Origin of the sequence: Mesorhizobium hunchu (genome assembly GCF_040081975.1) — a bacterium.
GTDB lineage: Bacteria > Pseudomonadota > Alphaproteobacteria > Rhizobiales > Rhizobiaceae > Mesorhizobium > Mesorhizobium hunchu.
In genome coordinates this window covers 249,614-273,304 of sequence record NZ_JBEBMG010000002.1, presented here as the reverse complement: position 1 = coordinate 273,304, position 23,691 = coordinate 249,614, and the positions used below count along the sequence as shown (strand labels likewise).

Here is a 23,691-nt window from a genome sequence, read left to right as displayed (position 1 = left end):
CTACCGAAAGGCGTTGGTTTCCTCGACATGCCTGCTTGCCGACGGCGGCTCGCTGTCATAGGTCACGGTCACCATTGGATACCGTCAGGAGACCCGTCTTGAAACATCGCCTCACCATCATCGTCGGCTCGACCCGTCCCGGTCGCGTCGGGCCCGTCTTCGCAGAATGGCTGCGGGCCGCCGCCGACGAGCACGGCAAGTTCGAGCCGGTCCTCGCCGATCTGGTCGAGTTCAACCTGCCGATCCTGGACGAACCGCACCATCCCCGGCTCGGCAAGTACGAGAAAGCGCACACCAAGGCCTGGTCGCAGGCGGTCGGCGCCGCCGACGCCTTCGTCTTCGTCATGCCCGAATACAATTATTTCGCGCCGCCCTCGGTCGTGAACGCGGTCGACTACCTCGTGCGCGAATGGGCCTACAAGCCGGCCGGCTTCCTGTCCTACGGCGGCATTTCCGGCGGCATGCGTTCGGTGCAATCGCTGAAGCCGCTGCTGACCACGCTCAAGGTCATGCCGATCCCCGAGGCGATCGTCCTGCCGGCCTTCGCCCAGCACCTCGACGACAAGGGCCATTTCACGCCCAACGACATGGCTGCGACCAGCGCGACCACGATGCTGGACGAACTCCACCGCTGGAGCGTCGCCATGAAGCCGATGCGCCAGCCGGCCGCCTGACGCACTGGTCCGTCCACCCTTCGTCCCGGCCGCCCTCAGGGCGGCCGGCCTCCGATCGCCGGCGTTTACAGTCCGGCTTTTCGGGCGAGCGGCGCCGTCGCGGCCCTGTGCTGCCCGGAAGACTTTGGAAAACCCCGAGATCGGGCTCTAAACCTTTAAAATGCGGTCATAAAAGCCTATATCTGGTGTCTCCGCAGGCGTGCGATTCGGCGGCATTGGCCGCGCGCCCCTTTCGACATATTTTTGAAAGCAGTGCATGAGCGACGAGCTAGAAAACGGCAACGGCGAGAGCGCCGGTTACGGCGCTGATTCCATCAAGGTTCTCAAGGGCCTGGATGCGGTGCGCAAGCGGCCGGGTATGTATATCGGCGACACCGACGACGGGTCGGGCCTGCACCACATGGTCTACGAGGTGGTGGACAACGCCATCGACGAGGCGCTGGCCGGCCATGCCGACCTCGTCAGCGTCATCCTCAATCCCGACGGCTCCTGCACGGTGATCGACAACGGCCGCGGCATCCCGACAGACCTGCACCCGAGCGAGGGGGTCTCGGCGGCCGAGGTCATCATGACCCAGCTTCACGCCGGCGGAAAGTTCGACCAGAACTCCTACAAGGTGTCCGGCGGCCTGCATGGCGTCGGCGTGTCGGTGGTCAACGCGCTGTCGGTGTGGCTCAAGATCAGGATCCGCCGCGACGGCAAGATCCACGAGATGGGTTTCTCGAACGGCGACGCCGACGCGCCGCTCGCCGTTACCGGCAGCTATGTCGAGGACAGGCAGCCCGGCACCTATGAGGGCCGCAGCGGCTCCGAAATCACCTTCCTGCCCTCCACCGAGACATTCAAGGGCGTGACCGAGTTCGATTATGCGACGCTGGAGCACCGGCTGCGCGAACTCGCTTTCCTGAATTCCGGCGTGCGCATCGTGCTGACCGACAAGCGCCATGCCGACGTCAAGGTGCAGGAACTGCACTATGAGGGAGGGCTGGAGGAGTTCGTCAAATATCTCGACCGGGCGAAAAAACCGCTGATCGACAAACCGATCGCCATCAGCAGCGAGCGCGACGGCATCACGGTCGAGGTCGCGATGTGGTGGAACGACAGCTACCACGAGAACGTGCTCGCCTTCACCAACAACATCCCGCAGCGCGACGGCGGCACGCATCTGGCCGGCTTCCGCGGCGCGCTGACCAGACAGGTCAACGGCTATGCCGAAACATCCGGGATAGCCAAGAAGGAAAAGGTGACGCTGACCGGCGACGACTGCCGCGAGGGCCTGACCGCCGTGCTCTCGGTGAAGGTGCCGGATCCGAAATTCTCCTCCCAGACCAAGGACAAGCTGGTTTCCTCCGAGGTCCGCCCGGTGGTCGAGAGCCTCGTCAACGAGGCGCTCGGCACCTGGCTGGAGGAGCACCCGGGTGAGGCCAAGACGCTGATCGGCAAGGTTGTTGAGGCCGCCGCCGCCCGCGAAGCGGCGCGCAAGGCGCGCGAACTGACGCGGCGCAAGGGCGTGCTCGACATCACCTCCCTGCCCGGCAAGCTGGCCGACTGCCAGGAGCGAGACCCGGCCAAATCCGAAATCTTCATCGTCGAGGGCGATAGCGCCGGCGGCTCGGCCAAGGGCGGCCGCTCGCGCCAGAACCAGGCGATCCTGCCGCTGCGCGGCAAGATCCTCAATGTCGAACGCGCCCGCTTCGATCGCATGCTGTCGTCCGAGATGATCGGCACGCTGATCACCGCGCTCGGCACCTCGATCGGCAAGGACGAGTTCAACATCGAGAAGCTGCGCTATCACAAGATCATCATCATGACGGACGCGGACGTCGACGGCGCCCACATCCGCACGCTGCTCCTGACCTTCTTCTTCCGCCAGATGCCGGAAGTGGTCGAGGGCGGCTACCTCTACATAGCCCAGCCGCCGCTCTACAAGGTGACGCGCGGCAAGAGCTCGCAATACCTGAAGGACGAGGCGGCCTTCGAGGATTATCTCATCGATTCGGGCTTGGACGAGGCTTCGCTGACGCTGGGCGGCGGCGAGGTGCGCGCCGGACAGGACCTGCGCGCCACGATCGACGACGCGCTGGCGGTGCGCCAGCTCATCAACGGCCTGCACACGCGCTACAACCGCGCCGTGGTGGAACAGGCGGCGATCGCCGGCGGGCTCAACCCGGCGCTGTTCGACGATCTCGGCCGCGCGGGCGCGATGGCGCAGAAGATCGCCGAGCGCCTCGACTTGATCGCCGAGGACACCGAGCGCGGCTGGAGCGGCCGCACCGCCACCTCCAACGAAGGTCCCGGCGGCTACATCTTCGAGCGTACCGTGCGCGGCGTGAAGGAGCATGTCGCGCTCGACATGAGCCTGCTCAATTCGGCCGACGCGCGCGCCATCGACCGCTTTGCGGCGCGCCTCGGCGAGGTCTACGGCCAGCCGCCGGTACTCAGGCGCAAGGAGGCATCCGAGACGATCTCGGGGCCGATGGCGCTGCTCGACGCCGTCTTCAACGCCGGCAAGAAGGGCCTGACCATGCAGCGCTACAAGGGCCTCGGCGAAATGAACGCCGAGCAGCTCTGGGAAACCACGCTCGACCCGAACGTACGCTCGCTGCTGCAGGTGAGGATATCGGAGGCGACAGAAGCCGACGCCCTGTTCTCGCGCCTGATGGGCGACGAGGTGGAACCGAGGCGCGAGTTCATCCAGGAGAACGCGCTGTCGGTGGCGAACCTGGACGTGTGAGCACCCTTTCTCGGGCGGCCGGAGCGGCCGCTCCGGCCGGCGTTTTCTAGAAACCCGGCGACATATGGCCCGCCAGGCGTGACGATCGGCCGTTTCCGTCGAGGGCGAAGCGCTCGCAACGTTCGCCGTCCGACTCGTCGACGAAGCTTTCGACATGTCTGAAGCCGAGCTTCGCCAACAATCGCAGCGACGCCGGATTGCGTTCCACCGCCTCGGCCGTCACCTGTTCAAGCGACAGCGTTTCAAAGCCGTAGCGGAGGACTTCGCGCGCCGCCTCGGTGCCCAGCCCCTGCCCCCAGTGCGCGCGCCCCAATACAAATCCCAGGGTCGCCGCCTCGGCATACACAGCATCGAAAGACAGCGTGATCGTCCCGATCGCGCCAGCGACCCCATCGTGATCTATGGACCACTGGATCGCCTTCCCATCCAGAAACCGCCGACGCGAACGGGCGAGCCATCGCTTGCCGGCGCTTATGTCGGCTGGAGCAGGATCGCCGGCAAGCGACGCTGATTCGACGTCCGTGGCGCGCGCGAACCACGCCGGAATGTCCCGCTCTTCCGGAGCCCGGAGCACGAGCCTGGGTGTCGTGAGCCTTGGAAATCCAGCCGCTTCCATGCGGCCATCTTCACTCCGCAACGGCACCGATGCAACCGGACCGACCCACGACGCCGGGCCGCCAAGTGTCCCTCGCAGGCTCCTCCCTCGCGTGCGGCGGATCCGGTGCACCTCGATGGAACGAAACCCGCCTCAGCCGCATTGTCAGGCACCATCAACATGAAAAGGCGGAGGTTTTCCATGGGTCGCGGTATCTTGCTCTGGCTGCTCGGCGTGCCGATCCCTGTCATCATCCTGATCCTGCTATTCTGGCACTGAGGGAGCGGAGATGACGACGTTTTCAACCGTAGAGGTCGAAGCATTCCCGGCGTCGGAAGAGTCGGCTTCTTCCGCGATCAACTGGGGTCCGATCGTGGCAGGCGCACTGGTGGCGTCCACGCTCACTTTCATCCTCATGCTGATCGGCTCGGGCATCGGGCTGACGATGGTGTCGCCCTGGTCAGGCGAGAGCGCCGGACTTACCACTGTCGCTGTCTCCACGGCCGTATGGCTGGTCGTCGTTCAGTGGCTGTCTTCGGCGGCGGGCGGCTACCTGACCGGACGGCTCAGGACCCGGTGGGTCGGGGTCCACACCGACGAGACGTATTTTCGCGACACAGCGCACGGGTTTCTCGCCTGGGCGCTCGCGACGCTGCTCGTCGTCTTCGTGCTCGGTTCGGCGCTGACGGCGGTGATCGGCGGCGGGGTACGGGCGGCTTCGAGCATCGCTTCCGGGGCGGCCACGGCCGCCTCGACCGGTGCCGCCAGCGCCGGCGGTTCCTCAACCGCAAGCGACGCGGCCGGCTATTTCGTCGATTCGCTGTTCCGCCCCGCCGATCCGGCGAGGCTCGCCGCGCCGGGCGCGGAGGGCAATGCGGAGGCGGCGGCGCAGGCATCGCGCATTCTGGTCGAGGGCGCGGCGGCAGGCCAGATTCCGGACGAGGACAAGACCTATCTGGCGCAGCTCGTCGCGGCCCGCACCGGGCTTTCCGAGGCCGACGCCAAGGCGCGCGTCGATACGGTTCTCGCCAAGGCCGAAGACGCCAGGACCAAGGCGCAACAGGCTGCCGACACCGCCCGCAAGGCAAGCGCGACCTTCGCGCTGGTCGGCGCGCTGTCGCTGGTCATCGGCGCCTTCATCGCCAGCGTGGCCGCCGCGCTCGGCGGCATGCAGCGCGACGAGGACGAGGCGGTGTTCGTCAGCGATCGCTGAGCGGGCGCTCCATACCCAAGATACGAAGAAGCCCGGCGATGGTCGGGCTTCTTTTGTCGAGGAGCAGACTGCGGATCAGTGGTCCATGGCCTTGACGATCTCCTCGGTCATTTTCTTGGCGTCGCCGAGCAGCATCATGGTGCCGTCCTTGTAGAACAGCGTGTTGTCGATGCCGGCGTAGCCGGAGCCGAGCGAGCGCTTGACGAACAGGCAGGTGCGCGCCTTGTCGACGTCGAGGATCGGCATGCCGTAGATCGGGCTCGACTTGTCATCCCGCGCGGACGGGTTGGTGACATCGTTGGCGCCGATGACATAGGCGACGTCGGCCTGCGCGAACTCGGAGTTGATGTCCTCGAGCTCGAACACCTCGTCGTAAGGCACGTTGGCCTCGGCCAACAGCACGTTCATGTGGCCGGGCATGCGGCCGGCGACCGGGTGGATGGCGTATTTCACCTCGACGCCGTTGGCCTTCAGCTTGTCGGCCATCTCGCGCAGCGCGTGCTGCGCCTGGGCGACCGCCATGCCATAGCCCGGCACGATGATGACCTTCTGCGCGTTCATCATCAGGTAGGCGGCGTCGTCGGCCGAGCCCTGCTTGACGGTGCGCTCGATGCCGTCGTCGGCACCTGCGGCGGAAGTCTCGCCGCCGAAGCCGCCGAGGATGACGGAGACGAAGGAGCGGTTCATGCCCTTGCACATGATGTAGGACAGGATCGCGCCGGAGGAACCGACCAGCGCGCCGGTGATGATGAGCGCCAGGTTGCCGAGCGTGAAGCCGAGCGCCGCCGCCGCCCAGCCGGAATAGGAGTTCAGCATCGACACGACAACGGGCATGTCGGCACCGCCGATCGGGATGATGAGCAGCACGCCGAGCAGCAGCGACAGCAGCACGATCAGCCAGAAGACCAGCTTGGCCTCGGTGGCGACCAGCAGTACGATCAGCACGACGAGGGCGATGCCGAGCACGGCGTTGATGACATGGCGGCCGGAAATCATGATCGGCTTGCCGGACATGCGGCCGTCGAGCTTCAGGAAGGCGATGACCGAGCCGGTGAAGGTGATGGCGCCGATGGCGACGCCCAGGCTCATCTCGACCAGCGCCTGCGAATGGATGTCGTCCGGCGTGCCTATGCCGAAGGAGGCCGGCGCGTAGATCGCGGCGGCCGCCACCATGACAGCGGCGAGGCCGACCAGCGAGTGGAACGCCGCGACGAGCTGCGGCATCGAGGTCATGGCGATCTTCTTCGCCACATAGGCGCCGACGCCACCGCCGATGGCCAGCCCCAGTACGATCAAGCCGAAGCCGCCCGGCGACGGCACGGCCAGCGCAAGGGTGGTGAGGATGGCGATGCCCATGCCCACCATGCCGTAGAGATTGCCCTGACGGCTGGTCGTCGGATGCGACAGGCCGCGCAGCGCCAGGATGAACAGGATGCCGGAGACGAGATAGAGGAAGGAAGCGAGGTTCACCGACACGTCACTTTTCCTTCTTCTTGTACATGGCGAGCATCCGCTGGGTAACCAGGAAGCCGCCGAAGATATTCACCGACACCAGGCAAAGCGCGATGAAGCCGAAGCCGGTGGCAGCTCCCGCCGCCGACACGCCGACGGCCAGCAGCGCGCCGACGACGATCACCGAGGAGATGGCGTTGGTGACGGCCATCAGCGGCGTGTGCAACGCCGGCGTCACCGACCAGACCACGTAATAGCCGACGAAGATCGCCAACACGAAGATGGCAAAGCGGAAGACGAAGGGGTCGATCGCACCGCCCGACAGCGTGTGCGCGGCCGCGCCCGCCGCATCGGCCGCGCCGCCGGGCGCATGGGCCAAATCCTGCACGGCGAGGCGCACGGCGGCGCTCGCCTGGTCGAGCTGGTCGAGGGCTTTCTGAAGGGTGTCCATCACGCAGTCCCCTTACCGGTTGAAGGCTTCTTCACGGCCGCAGTCCTGCGCGCCGCCGGTTTCTTCGCCGCGGGCTTCGCGGCAGCGTCGGCCACAAGGGTCTTCGCCGGGATCGCCGCCGGCTCCTCGTAAGGCTCAGCCGCCTTGGCGAAGGCAGGATGCACCACCTTGCCGGCGTCGGTCAGCATGGTCGCCTTGACCAGTTCGTCGTCGCGCTTGATGGCAAGCTGCTTCGTCTCCTTGTCGACCATCGTCTCCAGGAAGGCGTAGAGGTTCTTGGCATAGAGCAGCGAGGCGGAAGCGGCGATGCGGCCCGCGACGTTCAGGTGACCGACGATCTTGACGCCGTTGGCGGTGGTGACGACCTTGCCGGCAACCGCGCCCTCGACATTACCGCCGCGCTCGACGGCGAGGTCGACGATCACCGAGCCCGGCTTCATCGACGCGACCATGGCGGCCGACACCAGTTTCGGCGCCGGACGGCCGGGAATCAGCGCCGTGGTGATAACGATGTCCTGCTTGGCGATGTGGTCTGCGGTCAGCGCCGCCTGCTTGGCCTGGTAGTCCTTCGACATTTCCTTGGCGTAGCCGCCCGCCGTTTCGGCCGCCTTGAACTCCTCGTCCTCGACGGCGAGGAACTTCGCGCCGAGCGACTGCACCTGCTCCTTCACCGCCGGCCGGACGTCTGTCGCCGTGACGACGGCGCCGAGGCGGCGCGCCGTGGCGATCGCCTGCAAGCCGGCGACGCCGACGCCCATGATGAAGGTTTTCGCCGCCGGAACGGTGCCGGCCGCCGTCATCATCATCGGCAGCGCCCGGTCGTATTCGTAGGCGGCGTCGATCACCGCCTGGTAGCCGGCGAGGTTGGCCTGCGAGGACAGCACGTCCATCACCTGCGCGCGGGTGATGCGCGGCATGAACTCCATGGCGAAGGCGGTGATGCCGGCCTTCGCCATCGCGGCCACCACCGCATCGTTGCCATAAGGGTCCATCGTGGCGAGCACGGCGGCGCCCTTCCTGTAGCCCTTGAGTTCCGCGTCGGTCGGGCGGCGCACCTTGAGCACGACATCCGCCCTGCCGGCGTCGGCGGCCTTGCCGATCGCGGCGCCTACCTTGGCGAATTCCTCGTCGGGTATGCGCGAGTCGGCGCCCGCGCCGGCCTCGACGACGACGTCGAATCCCAGCCCGACCAGCCGTTTCGCCGTTTCCGGCGAAGCCGCCACGCGACCTTCCGTTGGGTCAACCTCACGGGGAATGAAGACTGTCTGTCCCACCGCCTTGTCCTTTCGGTTGGAACTCTCGCTCGCGGGGCATGGACTGCGCGCCGGCCGGATTCCCGGCCGGCATAGAGAGCTAGCGCAGGATGAAGCCGCCGACGGCGCAGATGATGACGAAGAGAATGAAGGAAGAAATGAAGCCGGCTGCGGTGAAGAAGCCGAACGCCATCGAGATCAGGATGGCGGCGACGACCAGCGAGCCATATTTTGCGAGCCCGACGAAACCGCGGTAGGTCCGATCGTGCTCGGCATAGTCCATCTCGGCGCCCAGTTCGACTGGACCGGTCGGCGTGTGGTCGGCCATGCTGTACCCCTCCGGAAAAAGCTCTGAAGCGAAATAGCGAAAAGCCGGCACAAGGGCAATGGCGCTATTGCCGCATCACCAGGGAACTCAATCAATGAAAACTTGAAAGCGGGCAATGAAAACCTGGAAACGGGCACAGGCCGAGCCCGCTTCCGTACCAACCTAGGCTAGCCGGCCAGATGCGGGAACAGGCCGAGCAGGCCCGCGACGATGAGATAGATCGCCACGATGTAGTTGAGCAGGCGCGGCATGACGAGAATGAGCACGCCGGCGATCAGCGAGATCAGGGGCGTGAGCGTGATGGCCGAGACGGTCATGGTCTTTCCTTTCGCAGACAGGTCCATCGCGACACACGCGATCGAGCCGGCAGGGAAACGAACGTGGAGGCAAAAAGCTCCCTGAAAGGTGCCTGCCGCCGGCGCGTCGGCGTTCGCCAGACCGTCAGGCGGCCTCGCGCAGATATTTGGCCGTCGGCACGATAGAGAGCGGCGTCAGCCTGTTGATCGCCGGATTGGCGAACATCATCCTCTGCTCCATCGGCGTCGACTTGAAGAACGGAAACCGCTCCAGCGTCTGGCGCAGGTTCTCGCCGCACGGGATTTCGAACAGGGCGATCGGCGCCAGAACGCCCGGAAACACCTTGCCCTCGGTCTTCTGCTCGGCATGGAAGATGCGGTGGTAGTAGGCGGAATGCTCGACCTTGACCGGCGTCAGCACCGCGGTCTGGCCGAAATAGGACGAAGCCACCATGCCGAGCCTGAGCGTGAGGAAAGGCAGGACGCCCGGAGCCGGCGCGCTGAAAGGATCGGTCGCGAAGCGGGTCCCGTCGATGAAACTCTCGCCTCTGGCGAGCCGCTCCCTCAGGATTTCGGGATAGGCGTCCACAGACGGCGAATAGGGATGCTCGCTGGAGATGTAATGCAGCCTGAGCGTACTGACGAGCCGGCCGTCATAATACACGCCGAACCGGTAGGAGTTCGGCAGATCGTCCCATCGATCCTCGAACATGCCGCTGGCGATCGGACCGCACATGCCGGATTGCAGATAGGACTGATAGCGGAGGCGGTAGATTTCCTCCAGGTCCTCTCCGCCGGTCACGAGCCTGTATTCGACATGCTCCAGCATCTGCATGATCGACCGATTCAACGCCGATCCACCCTGTGCCGCGGACGACACATTTTGCCCTTCGGTACTCATGTCTGCTTGCCCTCGAAGTCCGCCTGAAGCAACGCTACTCCAGATGGGTCTCGAGACAAGCTGAAACTGCCGCAGATCCTATTTACCTTCGGTTAACCTTAACGATGCCGCGCCTTCGATTGCGGCAGGCGTCGACAACGCCAGCACCTTTTCTTCGTACGGATCATGTCCGACGACGGCGCTTGGCCGGCGGGCATTGCGCCGGACGCAGCCTGTGCTCCAGCCTGGTGTCCTTGACCGGGGCGTGCGGGGGCGGCTGATTCCGTCCGGCGGCAAAATTCCCTAACGGCGGGCGGACGCTGTGTTCAGCGCCTTGACCTGGTTCTGGAAAGGCCAGGTCACGTTCGACATGGTCTCTATGCCCGACGCACTGAGGGCGGCGCCGAACAGAAATCCCTGCACCAGGTCCGGCTTGACCTGAAGAGCGAGGATCTTGAGCTGTTCGAAGGTTTCGACGCCCTCCACCGTCACCTGCAGACCGAGCGGTCGCGACAGGCTGACGATGCCTTTCAGCAGTTCGAGCGAGCGCGTGTTCTGCGCCATGTCGACAAGGAACGAGCGATCGATCTTCACCTTGTCCAGCGGCAGTTTGTGCAGATAGCTCAGACTGGAATAGCCGGTGCCGAAATCGTCGAGCGCGATGCGGACGCCCAGCCCCCGGATCTGCTCGACGAGATCGCGCGTCGAGGACTTGTCGTCGAGCAAGGCCGTCTCGGTCACCTCGATCTCGAGCCGGTGAGCGGCGAGCGAGGACAGGGCCAGCGCGTCGCGCACCTTCTGGACGACATCGCTGTTGCGGAAATCCTTGGCCGAGAGATTGACCGAAACAGTCGTGGCTTCCGGCCATTTGGCGCATTCCAGACAGGCGGCCTCCAGCACGAAGGTGCTGATATCGGCGATGATGCCCATTTCCTCGGCGAGCGGAATGAAGATGGCCGGCGAGATCGGCCCGAGGTCGGGGTGGTCCCACCGGCAAAGCGCCTCGCAGCTTGCTATGCGCATGGTCTCCATCGACACGATGGGCTGGTAGACCACGCGCAACGCCTTGGCTTCGACGGCGCTGCGCAGGTCCGCCTTCATGAGCTGGCGGTTGCGGAAGGCGGCGTCCATCGCCGCCTCGAACAGGCGCCATCCGTTCTTGCCGAGTTCCTTGGCCTTGTAGAGCGCCAGATCCGCCTTGACGATCATCTCGTCGACACCGGCCCCGTCGACCTTCGAAATGACCGCGCCGGCGCTCGCCTGGATGCGCAGGTCGTGGCCGGCGACATCGACCTGGCCCTGCAGGCCGGCAAATATCTCGTCCATTGCCATCGAGAACTGGCTCTCGTCCTCGACGCGGTCGAAGAACAGCATGAATTCGTCGCCGCCGAAGCGGCTGACATGAATGCCGTCCTCGGAGAAGACCGCCAACCGTTCGGCGACCGCATAAAGCAGGCCGTCGCCGACGGGATGGCCCAGCGTGTCGTTCACGCTCTTGAAATCGTCCAGGTCGATGACGGCGATCGCGCACAGGCGGTCGCGATCCCCTCCGGCCATCGCCTCCAGGACAGTCTCGTGGAAATAGGCGCGGTTGATCAGGCCCGTCAGGCTGTCATAGCGCGCCATGGTGCGGATCTTCTCTTCCGCCTCGACGCGCGACGTCACGTCCTCGAAGGTGATGACGCCAAGTTCCTGATCGCCTTCGCGGGCCGAGAACTCATAGTACTGGCCGTTGGTGAAAGGGACGAGGACCTTGCGATTGCGGCCCTCCCGGAGCGCGCGGGTGAGCTGCGCCTCGACATAGCGGCAGTCCTTCGACGCCAGCATGCCGCCGGCGACGCCGCGCAGCAGCAGGGAGTGGATGGAACGGCCAAGCAGCGCGTCCGGACCGTCGAGCGACATCAACCTGGCCGCCTCGGCATTGGCGACCACCACCTTGCCTTCCGGCCCCAGCATGATCAGCCCGTGCGACATGGTGTTCAGCGCGCGGTCGAACCTGTGGGCAAGCTTGCGTGCCTGCTTATGGCCGATGACCGCCGAGAACAGCACGTCGCGGACGTGGTCGGCGCTGTTGACGGTGATGAACGTCATCGGAATGATCATCAGGCCGAGAGAGACGGAGGGCAGGTCCATGCGCAGCAGCAGCGCCAGCGCCGCAGGGCCGATGAAGGTGACCGAGAAGATGCGGACCATGACGGGCGAGCCGTAGTTGCGGCCGACCACCGTCACCAGCGTCGCCAGCGTCAGCGACATGGCGGCGAGTTCCGCGAACGGATCGGGATAGACATAGATGGACAGGAAGCACAGCGTTCCCAGGCCCAGTCCCTGCAGGCTGCCCTTGAGGATATAGCTGCGCTCCCATTGCCGCGCCTCCTCGACGCTGGCGATCGTTCCGCCCAGCCTGTGGAAGGTGCGGATGCCGAAATAGCGGAAGAGGCTGACGGAAAGGAGGATGAAGGACAGGGCCAGGAACAGCGGATTGTTCGTCCGCAGATAGATCATCAGGCAGAGGATCCAGTAGCAGGCGCCGCCGATAACCAGCATCTGGGCGTTGTCGAACAACGACCGCACAAACTGGATATAAACATCCGCCGGGATGTTTTCGATCTTCGGTTTGCCCATTTCGGCGGCCCAATGCTACGCCTTGTTATGACATATGGGCCTTAAGAAAGGCTTAGACGTGCCGTTTGCGGCCAGCGCAAAAGCCAATGGCGGGATGCGTTTGCAAGCCGGCAGGCCTGCTACTCGGCGGCGTGCAGCGTCGCCTGCCCACCGGCAGCGGTGAAGCGCTCGAGCAGGCGCGCGCGTTCGCCGGCCGCCTTCTCCATCGCGGCCAGCCGGACGTGGCCATAGCCGCGCACAAGCGCCGGCACCGACGCCAGCGCGGCGGCGGTTTCGATGCGATCTGGCGTGAGGCCGGTCCGGATCGTCTCGAGGTCCTGCTCATAGCGGTCGAGCAGGGCGCGCTCGGCGCGCCGTTCCGATGTGCGGCCGAACAGGTCGAAGGCCGTGCCGCGCAGGCCCTTCAGCGCCGCAAGCAGGCGGAAACCCTTTATCATCCACGGTCCGAAACTGGTCTTGCGGGGCTGGCCGTCGGCGTCGCGACGGCCGAAGACGGGCGGCGCGAGATGGAACTCGAGCCGGTCGTAACTCTGGAACTGCCGCGCCAGGTCGCGGGCGAAGGCGCCATCGGTGTAGAGCCGCGCAACCTCGTACTCGTCCTTGATCGCCATCAGCTTGAACAGGTTGCGGGCGGCAGCCTCGGCGACCATTGTCGAACCGGCGGACACCGCCGCCTCGGCGGCGCGAAGAGCGGCGATGCGTTCGGCATAGCGGCGCGCATAGGCGCCGTTCTGATAGGCGGTGAGGAAGGCGACGCGGCGCGCAACGATGTCGTCCAGCGTCTCGGCCAGCGGTCTGGGCGTTTCGCCCGCGCGCTCGACCGTGGCGCGAACGAAATCCGGCTCGTGCGCCGCCCGGCGTCCCCAGCGAAACGCGGCGAGGTTCATGGCGACCGCCTGTCCGTTCAGTTCGATGGCCTTTTCGATCGCCGCGGCCGACAGCGGCAGGCCGCCATTCTGGAAGGCGAAGCCAAGCAGGATCATGTTGGCGCCGACGGAATTGCCGAACAGCACCGTGGCGGCGCGCGTCGCGTCGAAGAAATGCGCCTTCTCTTCGCCGACGGCGCCGCGGATCGCCTTCTTCAGCCGCTCTGTCGGCAGGGAGAAATCGGCCGAGCGGGCGAAATCGCCCGGCATGACCTCGGCGGTGTTGGCGACGAACAAAGTGTGCCCGGATCGCGCGGCGCCAAGCACTTTCCGCGCTCCCGAGACGACGAGGTCGCAGCCCAAAATCGTATCGGCCTTGCCGGCGGAGACGCGGATGGCGTGGATGTCGGCCGGCGTCGTCGCGACCCGCACATGGGTGAAGACCGCGCCGCCTTTCTGGGCGAGGCCGGCCATGTCGATCATGCCGCAGCCCTTGCCTTCCAGATGCGCGGCCATGCCGAGGATCGCGCCGATGGTGACGACGCCGGTGCCGCCGACACCATCGATGATCGCCGCCCAGCCGGCCGGCCCCAGCGGGAACGGTGCCGGCTCCGGCACGCCTTTCAGCGGATCGGCCGAACCGGCGACGCCTTCGGCCTTCCTGACCTTCGCGCCATGCACCGTCACGAAGGACGGGCAGAAGCCGTTCACGCAGGAAAAATCCTTGTTGCAGGAGGACTGGTCGATACGCCGCTTGCGGCCGAACTCGGTCTCGACGGGTTGGATGGAGACGCAATTCGACTGGACGCCGCAATCGCCGCAGCCTTCGCACACCAGTTCGTTGATGAAGACGCGCCGGTCGGGGTCGGGGTAGGCGCCGCGCTTGCGGCGGCGGCGCTTCTCGGCCGCGCAGGTCTGGTCGTAGAGCAGCACCGACACGCCCTCGACATCGCGCAACTCGCGCTGGATGCGGTCGAGATCGTCGCGATGACCGATGGTGACGCCAGCGGGAAACGTCAGGCTACCAGCATATTTTCCCGGCTCGTCCGTCACCACGGCGATGCGCTCGACGCCCTCGGCGCGCACCTGCCGGGCGATCGCGTCGACGGTGAGACCGCCCTCGTGCGGCTGGCCGCCGGTCATGGCGACGGCGTCGTTGTAGAGGATCTTGTAGGTGATGTTGGTGCCGCTCGCGAGCGCGAAGCGGATCGCCAGCGAACCGGAATGATTGTAGGTGCCATCGCCCAGATTCTGGAAGATATGGCCGCGCCGGGTGAACGGCGCCTGGCCGACCCATTGGGCGCCCTCGCCGCCCATCTGGGTGAAACCCTGCGTCGAGCGGTCCATCCACAGTGCCATGAAATGACAGCCGATCCCGGCGGCGGCGAGCGACCCTTCCGGCACCTTGGTGGACGAATTATGCGGGCAGCCGGAGCAGAAATAGGGCGCGCGCGCGCCGACGTCCTGCGTGTCGGCCAGCATCGCCTGGAACTGCCTGAGACCGGCGACGCGGGCGGCGATCTCCTCCGAGGGGCCGATGGTGCGCAGGATGCGCTCGCCGAGCGCAACGGCGATATCGTTGGGGTCGAGCGCGCCCTTGGCGGGAAACAGCCAGTCGCCGCCTTCGTCCTTCTTGCCGACGATGGCGGGCTGCATGGCGCTGCCGTAGAGGTTCTCGCGAAGCTGCACCTCGATCAGCGAACGCTTCTCCTCGACCACGACGACCGTTTCGAGGCCGCGGGCGAAATCGGCGACATGCTGGAAATCGAGCGGCCAGGGGCAACCGACCTTGAAGAGGCGCACGCCGATGCGGTTGGCGGTCGCCTCGTCGATACCGATGTCCTCCAGCGCCTGGCGGACGTCGAGATAGCTCTTGCCGACGGTGACGATGCCGAGCTTCGGATTGGCGCCGCCGGAATAGATCGTGCGGTTCAGACCGTTGGCGCGGATGAAGGCGGCGGCCGCGGCGCGCTTGGCCTCGTGCAGCCGCTCCTCCTGGCCGAGCATGTCCAGTTCGTTGCGGATGTTGAGGCCGCCGGGCGGCATGTCGAATTCGGGCAGGACGATCGAGACCCTGTCCAGCGCGGCATCGACGCTCGCCGTCGATTCGATGTTGTCCTTGACGCATTTGACGGCGCCCCACAGGCCGGCGAAACGCGACAGCGCGAATCCGTAAAGGCCGTAGTCGATGATCTCCTGCACGCCGGCGGGATTGAGGACCGGGATCATGGCATCGACGAAATGGTATTCCGTGGCGTGGGCGTTGGTCGACGATTCGGCCATATGGTCATCGCCCATCAACGCCAGCACGCCGCCATGCTTCGAGGAGCCCGCCAGGTTGGCGTGGCGGAAGACGTCGCCCGAGCGGTCGACGCCCGGCCCCTTGCCGTACCAGATGGAAAAGACGCCGTCGTAGCGCCCCTCGCCGGTGAGTTCCGCCTGCTGCGAGCCCCAGCAGGCGGTGGCTGCGAGTTCCTCGTTCAGCCCCGGCTGGAAGACGATATCGGACGCCGCAAGCTGCCGTTTCGCTTTCCACAGTTGCAGGTCGAGCCCGCCGAGCGGCGAGCCGCGATAGCCGGAGACGAAGCCTGCCGTGTTCAGCCCCGCTTGCCGGTCGCGCTCGCGCTGCATCAGGAGCATGCGCACGACCGCCTGTGCGCCTGACAGGAAGACACGCTCTTTGGAAAGATCGAATTTGTCGTCGAGCGCGACGTCGTGCAGCGTCATCGAACCTTCCTCTGCGTAGGCGGCTTTCGAAGCAGCAGCCTGCGTCGAGTTCGGCGTCCACTCTTCCTTCCCTTGGCAATGAGGTCAAACGATTTCGGCTGCGCCACGTCCGCGCGGCGTCGGCTAGCGATGGCAGGCCTTCCGCCTTTTCGCCGTCTCAACCCGCCTTGGAGCAGTCGGGTTTCGGCGCATTCGGCAGCCTGCCGTCGGGATGGCCGGCAAGGACCGGGTTGAGGACGTAGCGCGAGCCTGTCACCAGCGGCGCGTCCGGCAGGTCGGTCTGGTCCTGGTTCGATATCAGCGTGGTCTTCAGTTCCTGCAGCACGGCGCCGTCCTTGTCCTTTATGTGGATGGCGACCGCATAAGGCTTGTCCTTGACCACGCAGGTAAGCGGCGGACTGGTCAGCGTCAGATGCGGCAGCTTGGGCCAGATTTTCTGCTCCACGACCAGCGGATCGCCGCCGGCCGGGTTTTCGAAATCGACCACCGCGACATTGCCCTCGCCCACCGGCCGCAAAGGATGCAGCGTGATGACGTAGGTGGCCCGTGCCAGCCGATAGTTGAACTCGAACAGCCGGCCGGAAATCTCGTAGAGCGCTTCCTTGCCGGTGTCGCGACAGGCACCGAGGACCATGGCGGCAAAAAGCACGGCGGCGCCGACGACGGCGCGTGAAACCCTGCTAGACATCTTCGACCTCCTGCGCCGCCTTGCGGCGCCTGTAATGCCGGCTCGCCTTGCGCCGGTTGCCGCACACCGCCATGTCGCACCACAGGCGGCTGGCGTTGCGGCTCCGGTCGATGAAGAGCCAGTTGCAGTTGGGACAGATGCGCAGCCGCGCCAGGGCGCCTGCCGCGAGCAGCGACAGCGCCGAGACGGCCAGCGCCGCCTCGAAGGCGAGCGGCGTAGACGGATCGCCGAACGGCCTTTCCGGCGCGCAAAGCCTTTTATCGCTTCGCGCCAGGCCGTCGGCGCAGGCGCGCAGGAAGGCGGCCAGATCATCGCAGGCCAGCGCTCTGTGTTCCACGGCGCCGCGAAACAGACGGTCCGTGGTCTCGCGGATCGACAGGACGAGCGGCGCGACGGCGTGCGGATCATCGGCCGCCAGCGGCCTGCCGCCCAGCTCGGCAGCACGAAAAATGCTTGCAGCTTCAGCGAAGCGGGCAATTTCCGCCGCATCCGCGAAGCGGTCGAATGCCCGTGTTGCGTCGCCGCGCAGAACGACCGTGTTGGCCGTATCCAGCGCCAGAATGCCGCCCACAAAGCGATGAGGGATCCAGGAGACCGTCATACCTCTTAGACTAACCTGTAAATGACGTTTGACAAGTTAGATTCGCCGGTGCAAACCTGACGGGAGCGCGGATCGGTCCGCGCCGGCGGATCGGCCATGCTCTATTTCCTGCAGCAGGTTCTGAACGGCGTGCATACCGGCGCGCTCTATGCCCTGCTCGCCTGCGGCTACGCGCTGACCAATGGGGTGCTCCACCGCACCAACCTCGCGCATGGCGCAATCTTCGCCTTTGCCGGGCAGACGATGATCCTGGCCGCCGTCTTTGGCTGGCAGGTGCTGTGGCTGACGCTGCCGGTCACCGTCGCCTTCGGCATCGCGCTGGCCTTCGCCTATGCCCTGCTTGTCAGCTATTTGCTGTCGCGCACCGTGTTCGAACCGCTGGCCGACCGCTCCGCCAACACCGTCGTCGCGGCGACGCTCGGCGTACTGCTCGTGCTTAGCGAACTCGCGCGCATCGCCGCCGACACGAAGGATATGTGGCTGTCGCCGATTCTGGCGCACCCTGTCGTGTTCGTCGAGCGCTCCGGCTTCAAGGTCACGCTCACCGTCATCCAGCTCATCAACTGCGCGCTCGTCGTGGCTGCCGTGCTGGGCGTTCACGGAATGCTCGCCCGCTCCCGCTTCGGCCGCGAATGGCGGGCCGTCTCCGACGATCCGCATGCCGCGCGGCTTTGCGGCGTCGATACGCGCGCGGTGTTCCGCAAGTCCGTGCTGGCCGGCGGGCTGACGGCGGCCCTCGCCGGGGTGCTTGCCGGCCTCTACTACGGAAACATCTCGTTCGGCACGGGGCTGGTGTACGGGTTGAAGATCCTGTTCGTCACCGCTGTTGGCGGTTATCTGTCGCCGGTCAGGGCGGCTTTCGGCGGCGCCGCGTTCGGCCTCGCCGAATCGCTGTGGGCAGGCTATTTCCCGATCGAGTGGCGCGACGTGTGGATGTTCCTGTTCCTGGTCGCGCTGCTTGTGCTGATCGGCGCCGGGCGCGACGGCCGCACGGCAAGCCTGCCCTGATCCTTTCCCGGCGCGTGGGCCTTTCGACCGACGACAGCGCCGCCTGTCCTCGGGCCGACAATTCTCACCGGATTTGCGGGCCTCTCGATGTTGACCGCTGTGGCCACCCACGGCATAGGGTTGGGCCACGACGCTTCCAAGAAACAAGGGGCTGGGAGCGACAGCCTATGGGAGGATACGGATGGAAGGGCTTATCGCTCTGTCCCGCGGCATCGACCGTCTCAACGAATTCGTCGGCAAGTCGGTTTCCTGGCTGATCCTCGTTTCGATCGTGGTCAGCGCCGGGAACGCGATCATCCGCAAGGCCTTCAATGAATCGTCGAACGCCTGGCTCGAGCTGCAATGGTATCTGTTCGGGGCCGCCTTCCTGCTGGCAGCCGCCTACACGCTCAAGCAGAACGAACATATCCGCATCGACATCGTCTACGGCCGGTGGTCGCGCCGCGTGCAGCACTGGATCGACCTGATCGGCCATCTCCTGTTCCTGATGCCGTTCACATTGCTGATGGTCTACTATCTCGTTCCCTACGTGCTGAGATCCTACGGAAGCGGCGAGATGTCGACCAATGCGGGCGGCCTCATCATCTGGCCGGCAAAGGCGATGCTGCTCGCCGGCTTCCTGCTTCTGGCCCTGCAGGGCATCTCGGAAATCATCAAGAAGATCGCCGTCATGACCGGCCGCCTGGAAGACCCGACGCCGTTCGAGCCGACGCATCCGCCGCTCGAAATGGAAGTCGAGAGCGAGGAGGCGCGCCGATGATGGAACTCATCGCGCAGAACATGGCGCCGATCATGTTCGTCTCGCTGATCGTCTTCCTTCTGATCGGCTATCCCGTCGCCTTCTCGCTCGCCGCCAACGGGTTGCTCTTCTTCGTCCTCGGCGTTTGGCTGGCGCCCCATTCGGCCGGCTCGATCAACCTGTCCTGGCCGCTGCTGACCGCGCTTCCCGACCGCTTCTACGGCGGCGTCATGGCCAATGACACGTTGCTGGCGATCCCGTTCTTCACCTTCATGGGCATCGTGCTCGAACGCTCAGGCATGGCCGAGGACCTGCTCGACACGATCGGTCAATTGTTCGGTCCGATCCGCGGCGGCCTGGCCTACGCAGTTATCCTGGTGGGCGCGCTGCTGGCCGCGACGACCGGGGTGGTGGCGGCTTCCGTCATCGCGATGGGCCTGATCTCTCTGCCGATCATGCTGCGCTACGGCTACGACCGGCGGCTCGCTTCCGGCGTGATCACCGCTTCGGGCACGCTGGCGCAGATCATCCCGCCGTCGCTGGTGCTGATCGTGCTGGCGGACCAGCTCGGCCGCTCGGTCGGCGACATGTATAGCGGCGCGCTGATCCCCGGCCTGGTGCTGACCGGCCTCTACATGGGCTATGTGCTGATCGTCTCGATCGTGCGGCCGGATTGGACGCCGGCCCTGCCGGCGGAAGCACGCACGCTCGGCCACGGCATCACCTCGCTCCTGCTCGCGCTGCTGGCGGCCGTGGCCATCGCCTACGGCGCCTACCGCTACCTCGAACCGGCGCACGGCGAGAACGCCGACATCCTCGCCGCCGCGGTCGGCATCATCGCCATCTACATCGTCGCCATCCTCGACAAGGCGCTCAACCTCAACATGATGTCGCGACTGGCGCAGCAGGTCGTCATCGTGCTGATCCCGCCGCTGGCGCTAGTGTTCCTGGTGCTGGGCACGATCTTCCTCGGCATCGCCACGCCGACCGAGGGTGGCGCCATGGGCGCGGTCGGGGCGCTCGTCATGGCGGCGGCGAAGCGGCGGCTGACGCTGGACGTCGTCAAGCAGGCGCTGGCCTCGACGACAAGGCTGTCGTCGTTCGTGCTGTTCATCCTGGTCGGCTCGCGCGTCTTCTCGCTGACCTTCTACGGCGTCAACGGGCACCTGTGGGTCGAGCACCTGCTGGTCTCGCTGCCTGGCGGCGAGCTCGGCTTCCTCGTCGTCGTCAACCTCCTGGTGTTCTTCCTCGCCTTCTTCCTCGACTTCTTCGAGCTGGCCTTCATCATCGTGCCGCTGCTGGCGCCGGCGGCGGAGAAGCTCGGCATCGACCTGATCTGGTTCGGGGTGCTGCTGGGGATCAACATGCAGACCTCCTTCATGCACCCGCCTTTCGGCTTCGCGCTGTTTTATCTGCGCTCGGTCGCCGCGCGCGTGCCCTATCTCGACCGCATCACCGGCCAGCAGATCGCGCCGGTGACGACCGGCCAGATCTACTGGGGCGCCGTGCCTTTCTTGCTGATCCAGGTGCTGATGGTGGCCATCACCCTGCTGTTTCCGCAGATGGTGCTGCGCTACAAGGGCAAGGTCGTCGATCCCGGCGCCATCGAGATCAAGATGCCGGACCTGCCCGGCCTCTCGCTGCCACCCCTCGGCGCGCCAGCCGCACCGCACGGCGGTGCGACACCGACGGCGCCGGCCGCGCCCAATCTTTCGCAGCCGCCGAGCTTCGGCGGAGCACCTGCGCAACCGGCAACTCCAGCGACACCAGACCTGTCCCAGCCGCCGAACTTCGGCGCGCCCGCGCCATCACCGCAGACAGCACCGGCGACACCCGATCTTTCGCAGCCGCCGAACTTCAACTGAGCAGGCCTGCACCTCCTCGACGCCTGCAGCGCGATATAAAGAAAACCCCGGAGCACCGCTCCGGGGTTTTCGTATCGGGACGACGCGTGCGGCCTACAGCTTGCCGGCCCGCTGCTGGATCATCATGAAGGTGTCGAAATTGTATTCGGCCACCTGATCCCACAGATAGGCCTCCTTGCGGAAGGCGACGATGGATTCCCAGATCGTCTTGAAGTCCGCGTTCGAGGCCATCATCTCGTCATAGGTCTGGTTGGCGGCGTCGAAGCAGGCGGCCAGGATTTCCTGGCTGAACGGCTTCAGCTTGGCGCCGTTGGCGACGAGCGACTTGATCGCCTTGGTGTTCAGGTAATCGTATTTCTGCAGCATGTCGGCGTCTTCAGCCTGGCAGGCGGTGCGCAGCAGCGACTTGTAGGCGGCCGGCAGGGCTTCGTACTTGTCCTTCGCGAACAGGAAGTGCACGGTCGGACCGCCTTCCCAGAAGCCGGGATAATAGTAGTAGGGCGCGACCTTGTAGAAGCCGAGCTTCTCGTCGTCATAGGGGCCGACCCATTCGGCCGCATCGATGGTGCCCTTCTCCAGCGCCGGGTAGACGTCGCCGCCGGCGAGCTGCTGCGGCACCAGGCCGAGCTTTTCCATGACCTTGCCGGCGAAGCCGCCGATGCGCATCTTGAGGCCCTTCAAGTCCTCGACAGTGTTGATCTCCTTGCGGAACCAGCCGCCCATCTGGGTGCCCGTGTTGCCGCCCGGCAGGCCGAACAGGCCCTGCTTGGCGAGGAAGGTGTTGAACAGGTCGATGCCGCCGCCGTGATACTGCCAGGCGTTGCGGCCGCGCGCGTTGAGCGCGAAGGGCACGTCCGAGCCGAGCGCCCAGACCGGGTCCTTGCCCCAGAAGTAATAGCAGACGGTGTGCGCTGCCTCGACCGTACCGGCGGTCACGGCATCGGCCGCCTGCAGGCCGGGGACCAGTTCGCCGGCGGCGAAGACCTGGATCTGGAAATTGCCGTCGGTCGCTTCCGAAACCATTTTCGACAGCACTTCGGCGCCGCCATAGATCGTGTCGAGCGACTTCGGGAAGGACGACGTCAGCCGCCAGGTGACCTTGGGGTTGGATTGCGCGATGGCCGGGGCCGCCAGCGTCGTCGCGACGGCCGCAGCCCCTGCGCCGGTGGCACCAGCCTTGCGAATGAATGAACGACGATCCATGAAATACTCCTCCCAATTGAAACCGGACGCGCCATAGCCCGGAAATCCTTGATTTCCTAGCCGTCTCCAGCGCGAACAATACACGCGGAAGTGACCGAGTCCAGCGCACACGGACAAGCGCGGCGTCCGCCGGAAAGGTTCTGCCCGCCACATGCGACTTTGGTTCATTTCCCGGAGATCGATCGCGAAAACTTGCCGTGGCAATCAGCCTTGCAATCGCCTATTTTACAGGCAAAGCAGTCGCATTCTTCACCGGAGCCATCATGCTTCAGCCGCTCGTCGCCGTTTCCACCGATGTCCGCCAGTTCGAGAACTACACGTGGCATGCGGCGCCGCAGCAATATCTCGAAGCGGCTATCTCGGGCGCCGGCGTGTTTCCGGTGCTGGTGCCTTCCTTCGGCGACCGCCTCGACCTCGACGAGCTTCTGTCGTCCGTCGACGGCGTCATGCTGACGGGATCGAAATCCAACGTGCACCCGTCGCTCTACGGCGGCGACGCGTCCGAGGCCAACGGCCCCTACGACGAAGCTCGCGACGCGACCACCCTGCCGCTGATCCGCAAGGCGATCGAGCGCGGTGTGCCGCTGCTCGCCATCTGCCGCGGCATCCAGGAGATGAACGTCGCGCTCGGCGGCTCGCTCGCCACCGAAATCCAGGACCGTCCCGGCTCGCTCGACCATCGGGCGCCGGCCAGCGACAGGCAGGACGAACGCTTCGCCATCCGCCAGCCGGTTTCGATCAAGCCGGGAAGCTGCCTTGCCGGCGTGTTCGGCGCCGGCGACATCATGGTCAATTCCGTGCACCGGCAGGCCGTGGAGCGGCTGAGTCCGAAGCTTCAGGTCGAGGCGGTCGCGGAGGACGGCACGGTGGAGGCGGTGTCCGTGAAGGATGCCCGCGCCTTCGCCGTCGGCGTGCAGTGGCACCCCGAATACTGGGTGAATTCCGACAGCGCCTCGGCGACGATCTTCCGCGCTTTCGGCGACGCTGTCAGGGCGCATGCGGGCGCACGGCTCGGCGCGCGCACCGCCGCCGAATAGGCGAGCGGCCTTTCCGCACGACCGTCCGGCTATTTCCGCGCCAGTTGGAGCAACGGCGTCGCAGGTGCGTAGGACAGGTATCCATCGCCATCGGCGACGGAAAACGCGATCATCCTGGTAGCGTCGTCGCGATCGAAAGCGACCGTCCCGTCCTCCGTCTCGCGCCAGACGGCGGCGCGCGCAAGACCGGGCAGGAGCGCGTCGCAATCGGCGGCCGGGCGGATCGCGAACGTGCCGGGAGACAGCGCTTTTCCGCGCGTCACCAGGCAGCTTTCGCTGCCGTCCGCCGTCAACCGGTAGACGATCCCGGCCGGAGGCTGGCGGGCGGCGGCTGTCGTCGACCCAAGCGCCGGCTCGGGCGCCTGGAAGAAATTGGTGCCGCCATAGAGCGCGACGCCGGCGGCCAATATGGAAAGCAGCTTCATGCCCAGTCCCGAACGAAAAGTTCCGAGACAGGAT

At 65.7% G+C, this 23,691-nt stretch carries 20 protein-coding genes; 7 read left to right on the top strand and 13 right to left on the bottom strand.

The window, feature by feature from the left end; genetic code table 11:
- The first annotated feature begins 98 nt into the window (after window positions 1-98).
- Together ABMA46_RS04795 and gyrB are read left to right on the top strand one after the other, a co-directional pair.
- Window positions 99-674 (top strand): NADPH-dependent FMN reductase, encoded by a 576-nt coding sequence (locus tag ABMA46_RS04795; protein WP_348998172.1) that lies wholly within the window; start codon window positions 99-101, stop codon window positions 672-674.
- A gap of 256 nt (window positions 675-930) precedes the next feature.
- Window positions 931-3,408 (top strand): DNA topoisomerase (ATP-hydrolyzing) subunit B, encoded by a 2,478-nt coding sequence (gene gyrB, locus ABMA46_RS04790; protein ID WP_348998171.1) that lies wholly within the window; start codon window positions 931-933, stop codon window positions 3,406-3,408.
- A 46-nt stretch (window positions 3,409-3,454) separates the two neighbouring features.
- Here gyrB and ABMA46_RS04785 read toward each other — a convergent pair whose 3' ends face one another.
- Window positions 3,455-4,024 carry a GNAT family N-acetyltransferase gene (locus tag ABMA46_RS04785; protein ID WP_348998170.1) on the bottom strand — a complete coding sequence of 190 codons (570 nt, stop codon included), beginning with the start codon at window positions 4,022-4,024 and terminating at the stop codon, window positions 3,455-3,457.
- A gap of 268 nt (window positions 4,025-4,292) precedes the next feature.
- Between ABMA46_RS04785 and ABMA46_RS04780 the strand changes: the two genes are divergently transcribed.
- Window positions 4,293-5,216 carry a hypothetical protein gene (locus ABMA46_RS04780; protein WP_348998169.1) on the top strand — a complete coding sequence of 308 codons (924 nt, stop codon included), beginning with the start codon at window positions 4,293-4,295 and terminating at the stop codon, window positions 5,214-5,216.
- 75 nt (window positions 5,217-5,291) lie between these two features.
- Here the strand turns inward: ABMA46_RS04780 and ABMA46_RS04775 are convergent, their stop codons facing one another.
- The 10 genes from ABMA46_RS04775 to ABMA46_RS04730 all read right to left on the bottom strand — a co-directional run bounded on the left by ABMA46_RS04775 (window position 5,292) and on the right by ABMA46_RS04730 (window position 17,380).
- A complete protein-coding gene (locus ABMA46_RS04775) occupies window positions 5,292-6,692 on the bottom strand; it encodes an NAD(P)(+) transhydrogenase (Re/Si-specific) subunit beta (RefSeq protein WP_348998168.1) in 1,401 nt (466 codons plus the stop codon).
- Window position 6,693: 1 nt separating this feature from the next.
- A complete protein-coding gene (locus ABMA46_RS04770; protein ID WP_348998167.1) occupies window positions 6,694-7,122 on the bottom strand; it encodes an NAD(P) transhydrogenase subunit alpha part 2 in 429 nt (142 codons plus the stop codon).
- Window positions 7,119-8,393: a Re/Si-specific NAD(P)(+) transhydrogenase subunit alpha gene (locus ABMA46_RS04765; protein WP_348998166.1), complete on the bottom strand. Its 1,275-nt coding sequence runs from the start codon at window positions 8,391-8,393 to the stop codon at window positions 7,119-7,121. Before ABMA46_RS04765 ends, ABMA46_RS04770 begins: the two co-directional genes overlap by 4 nt.
- A 79-nt stretch (window positions 8,394-8,472) precedes the next feature.
- Complete coding sequence (locus tag ABMA46_RS04760) at window positions 8,473-8,700, bottom strand: aa3-type cytochrome c oxidase subunit IV (RefSeq protein WP_348998165.1); 228 nt, start codon at window positions 8,698-8,700, stop codon at window positions 8,473-8,475.
- A 167-nt stretch (window positions 8,701-8,867) separates the two neighbouring features.
- Window positions 8,868-9,017 carry a DUF3096 domain-containing protein gene (locus ABMA46_RS04755; protein ID WP_348998164.1) on the bottom strand — a complete coding sequence of 50 codons (150 nt, stop codon included), beginning with the start codon at window positions 9,015-9,017 and terminating at the stop codon, window positions 8,868-8,870.
- 124 nt (window positions 9,018-9,141) lie between these two features.
- A complete protein-coding gene (locus ABMA46_RS04750) occupies window positions 9,142-9,846 on the bottom strand; it encodes an N-acyl amino acid synthase FeeM domain-containing protein (RefSeq protein WP_348998163.1) in 705 nt (234 codons plus the stop codon).
- A gap of 333 nt (window positions 9,847-10,179) precedes the next feature.
- Window positions 10,180-12,498 carry a putative bifunctional diguanylate cyclase/phosphodiesterase gene (locus ABMA46_RS04745; RefSeq protein ID WP_348998162.1) on the bottom strand — a complete coding sequence of 773 codons (2,319 nt, stop codon included), beginning with the start codon at window positions 12,496-12,498 and terminating at the stop codon, window positions 10,180-10,182.
- A gap of 119 nt (window positions 12,499-12,617) precedes the next feature.
- Window positions 12,618-16,091 carry an indolepyruvate ferredoxin oxidoreductase family protein gene (locus tag ABMA46_RS04740; RefSeq protein ID WP_348998161.1) on the bottom strand — a complete coding sequence of 1,158 codons (3,474 nt, stop codon included), beginning with the start codon at window positions 16,089-16,091 and terminating at the stop codon, window positions 12,618-12,620.
- A gap of 157 nt (window positions 16,092-16,248) precedes the next feature.
- Window positions 16,249-16,779: a hypothetical protein gene (locus tag ABMA46_RS04735; protein ID WP_348998160.1), complete on the bottom strand. Its 531-nt coding sequence runs from the start codon at window positions 16,777-16,779 to the stop codon at window positions 16,249-16,251.
- The gene (locus tag ABMA46_RS04730) at window positions 16,772-17,380 is read right to left on the bottom strand and encodes a CGNR zinc finger domain-containing protein (RefSeq protein ID WP_348998159.1); all 609 of its coding nucleotides are present in this window, start codon (window positions 17,378-17,380) and stop codon (window positions 16,772-16,774) included. Before ABMA46_RS04730 ends, ABMA46_RS04735 begins: the two co-directional genes overlap by 8 nt.
- A gap of 96 nt (window positions 17,381-17,476) precedes the next feature.
- Between ABMA46_RS04730 and ABMA46_RS04725 the strand changes: the two genes are divergently transcribed.
- The 3 genes from ABMA46_RS04725 to ABMA46_RS04715 all read left to right on the top strand — a co-directional run bounded on the left by ABMA46_RS04725 (window position 17,477) and on the right by ABMA46_RS04715 (window position 20,992).
- Window positions 17,477-18,388, top strand: coding sequence for a branched-chain amino acid ABC transporter permease (locus tag ABMA46_RS04725; RefSeq protein WP_348998158.1), 912 nt, complete (start codon window positions 17,477-17,479; stop codon window positions 18,386-18,388).
- A gap of 181 nt (window positions 18,389-18,569) precedes the next feature.
- Window positions 18,570-19,148 carry a TRAP transporter small permease subunit gene (locus ABMA46_RS04720; RefSeq protein ID WP_348998157.1) on the top strand — a complete coding sequence of 193 codons (579 nt, stop codon included), beginning with the start codon at window positions 18,570-18,572 and terminating at the stop codon, window positions 19,146-19,148.
- Complete coding sequence (locus tag ABMA46_RS04715; protein WP_348998156.1) at window positions 19,145-20,992, top strand: TRAP transporter large permease; 1,848 nt, start codon at window positions 19,145-19,147, stop codon at window positions 20,990-20,992. The genes ABMA46_RS04720 and ABMA46_RS04715 overlap by 4 nt, the downstream gene beginning before the upstream one ends.
- Window positions 20,993-21,085: 93 nt before the next feature.
- On the opposite strand, the gene ABMA46_RS04710 is transcribed toward ABMA46_RS04715, so the two are convergent.
- Window positions 21,086-22,195: a TRAP transporter substrate-binding protein gene (locus ABMA46_RS04710; RefSeq protein ID WP_348998155.1), complete on the bottom strand. Its 1,110-nt coding sequence runs from the start codon at window positions 22,193-22,195 to the stop codon at window positions 21,086-21,088.
- Between the two features lie 263 nt (window positions 22,196-22,458).
- Between ABMA46_RS04710 and ABMA46_RS04705 the strand changes: the two genes are divergently transcribed.
- Entirely contained in the window at window positions 22,459-23,232 is a 774-nt protein-coding gene (locus ABMA46_RS04705; RefSeq protein ID WP_348998154.1) for a gamma-glutamyl-gamma-aminobutyrate hydrolase family protein, read from the top strand.
- Between the two features lie 29 nt (window positions 23,233-23,261).
- On the opposite strand, the gene ABMA46_RS04700 is transcribed toward ABMA46_RS04705, so the two are convergent.
- On the bottom strand, window positions 23,262-23,657 hold the full coding sequence (locus ABMA46_RS04700; RefSeq protein ID WP_348998153.1) for a hypothetical protein: 396 nt from the start codon (window positions 23,655-23,657) through the stop codon (window positions 23,262-23,264).
- Window positions 23,658-23,691 lie beyond the last annotated feature (34 nt).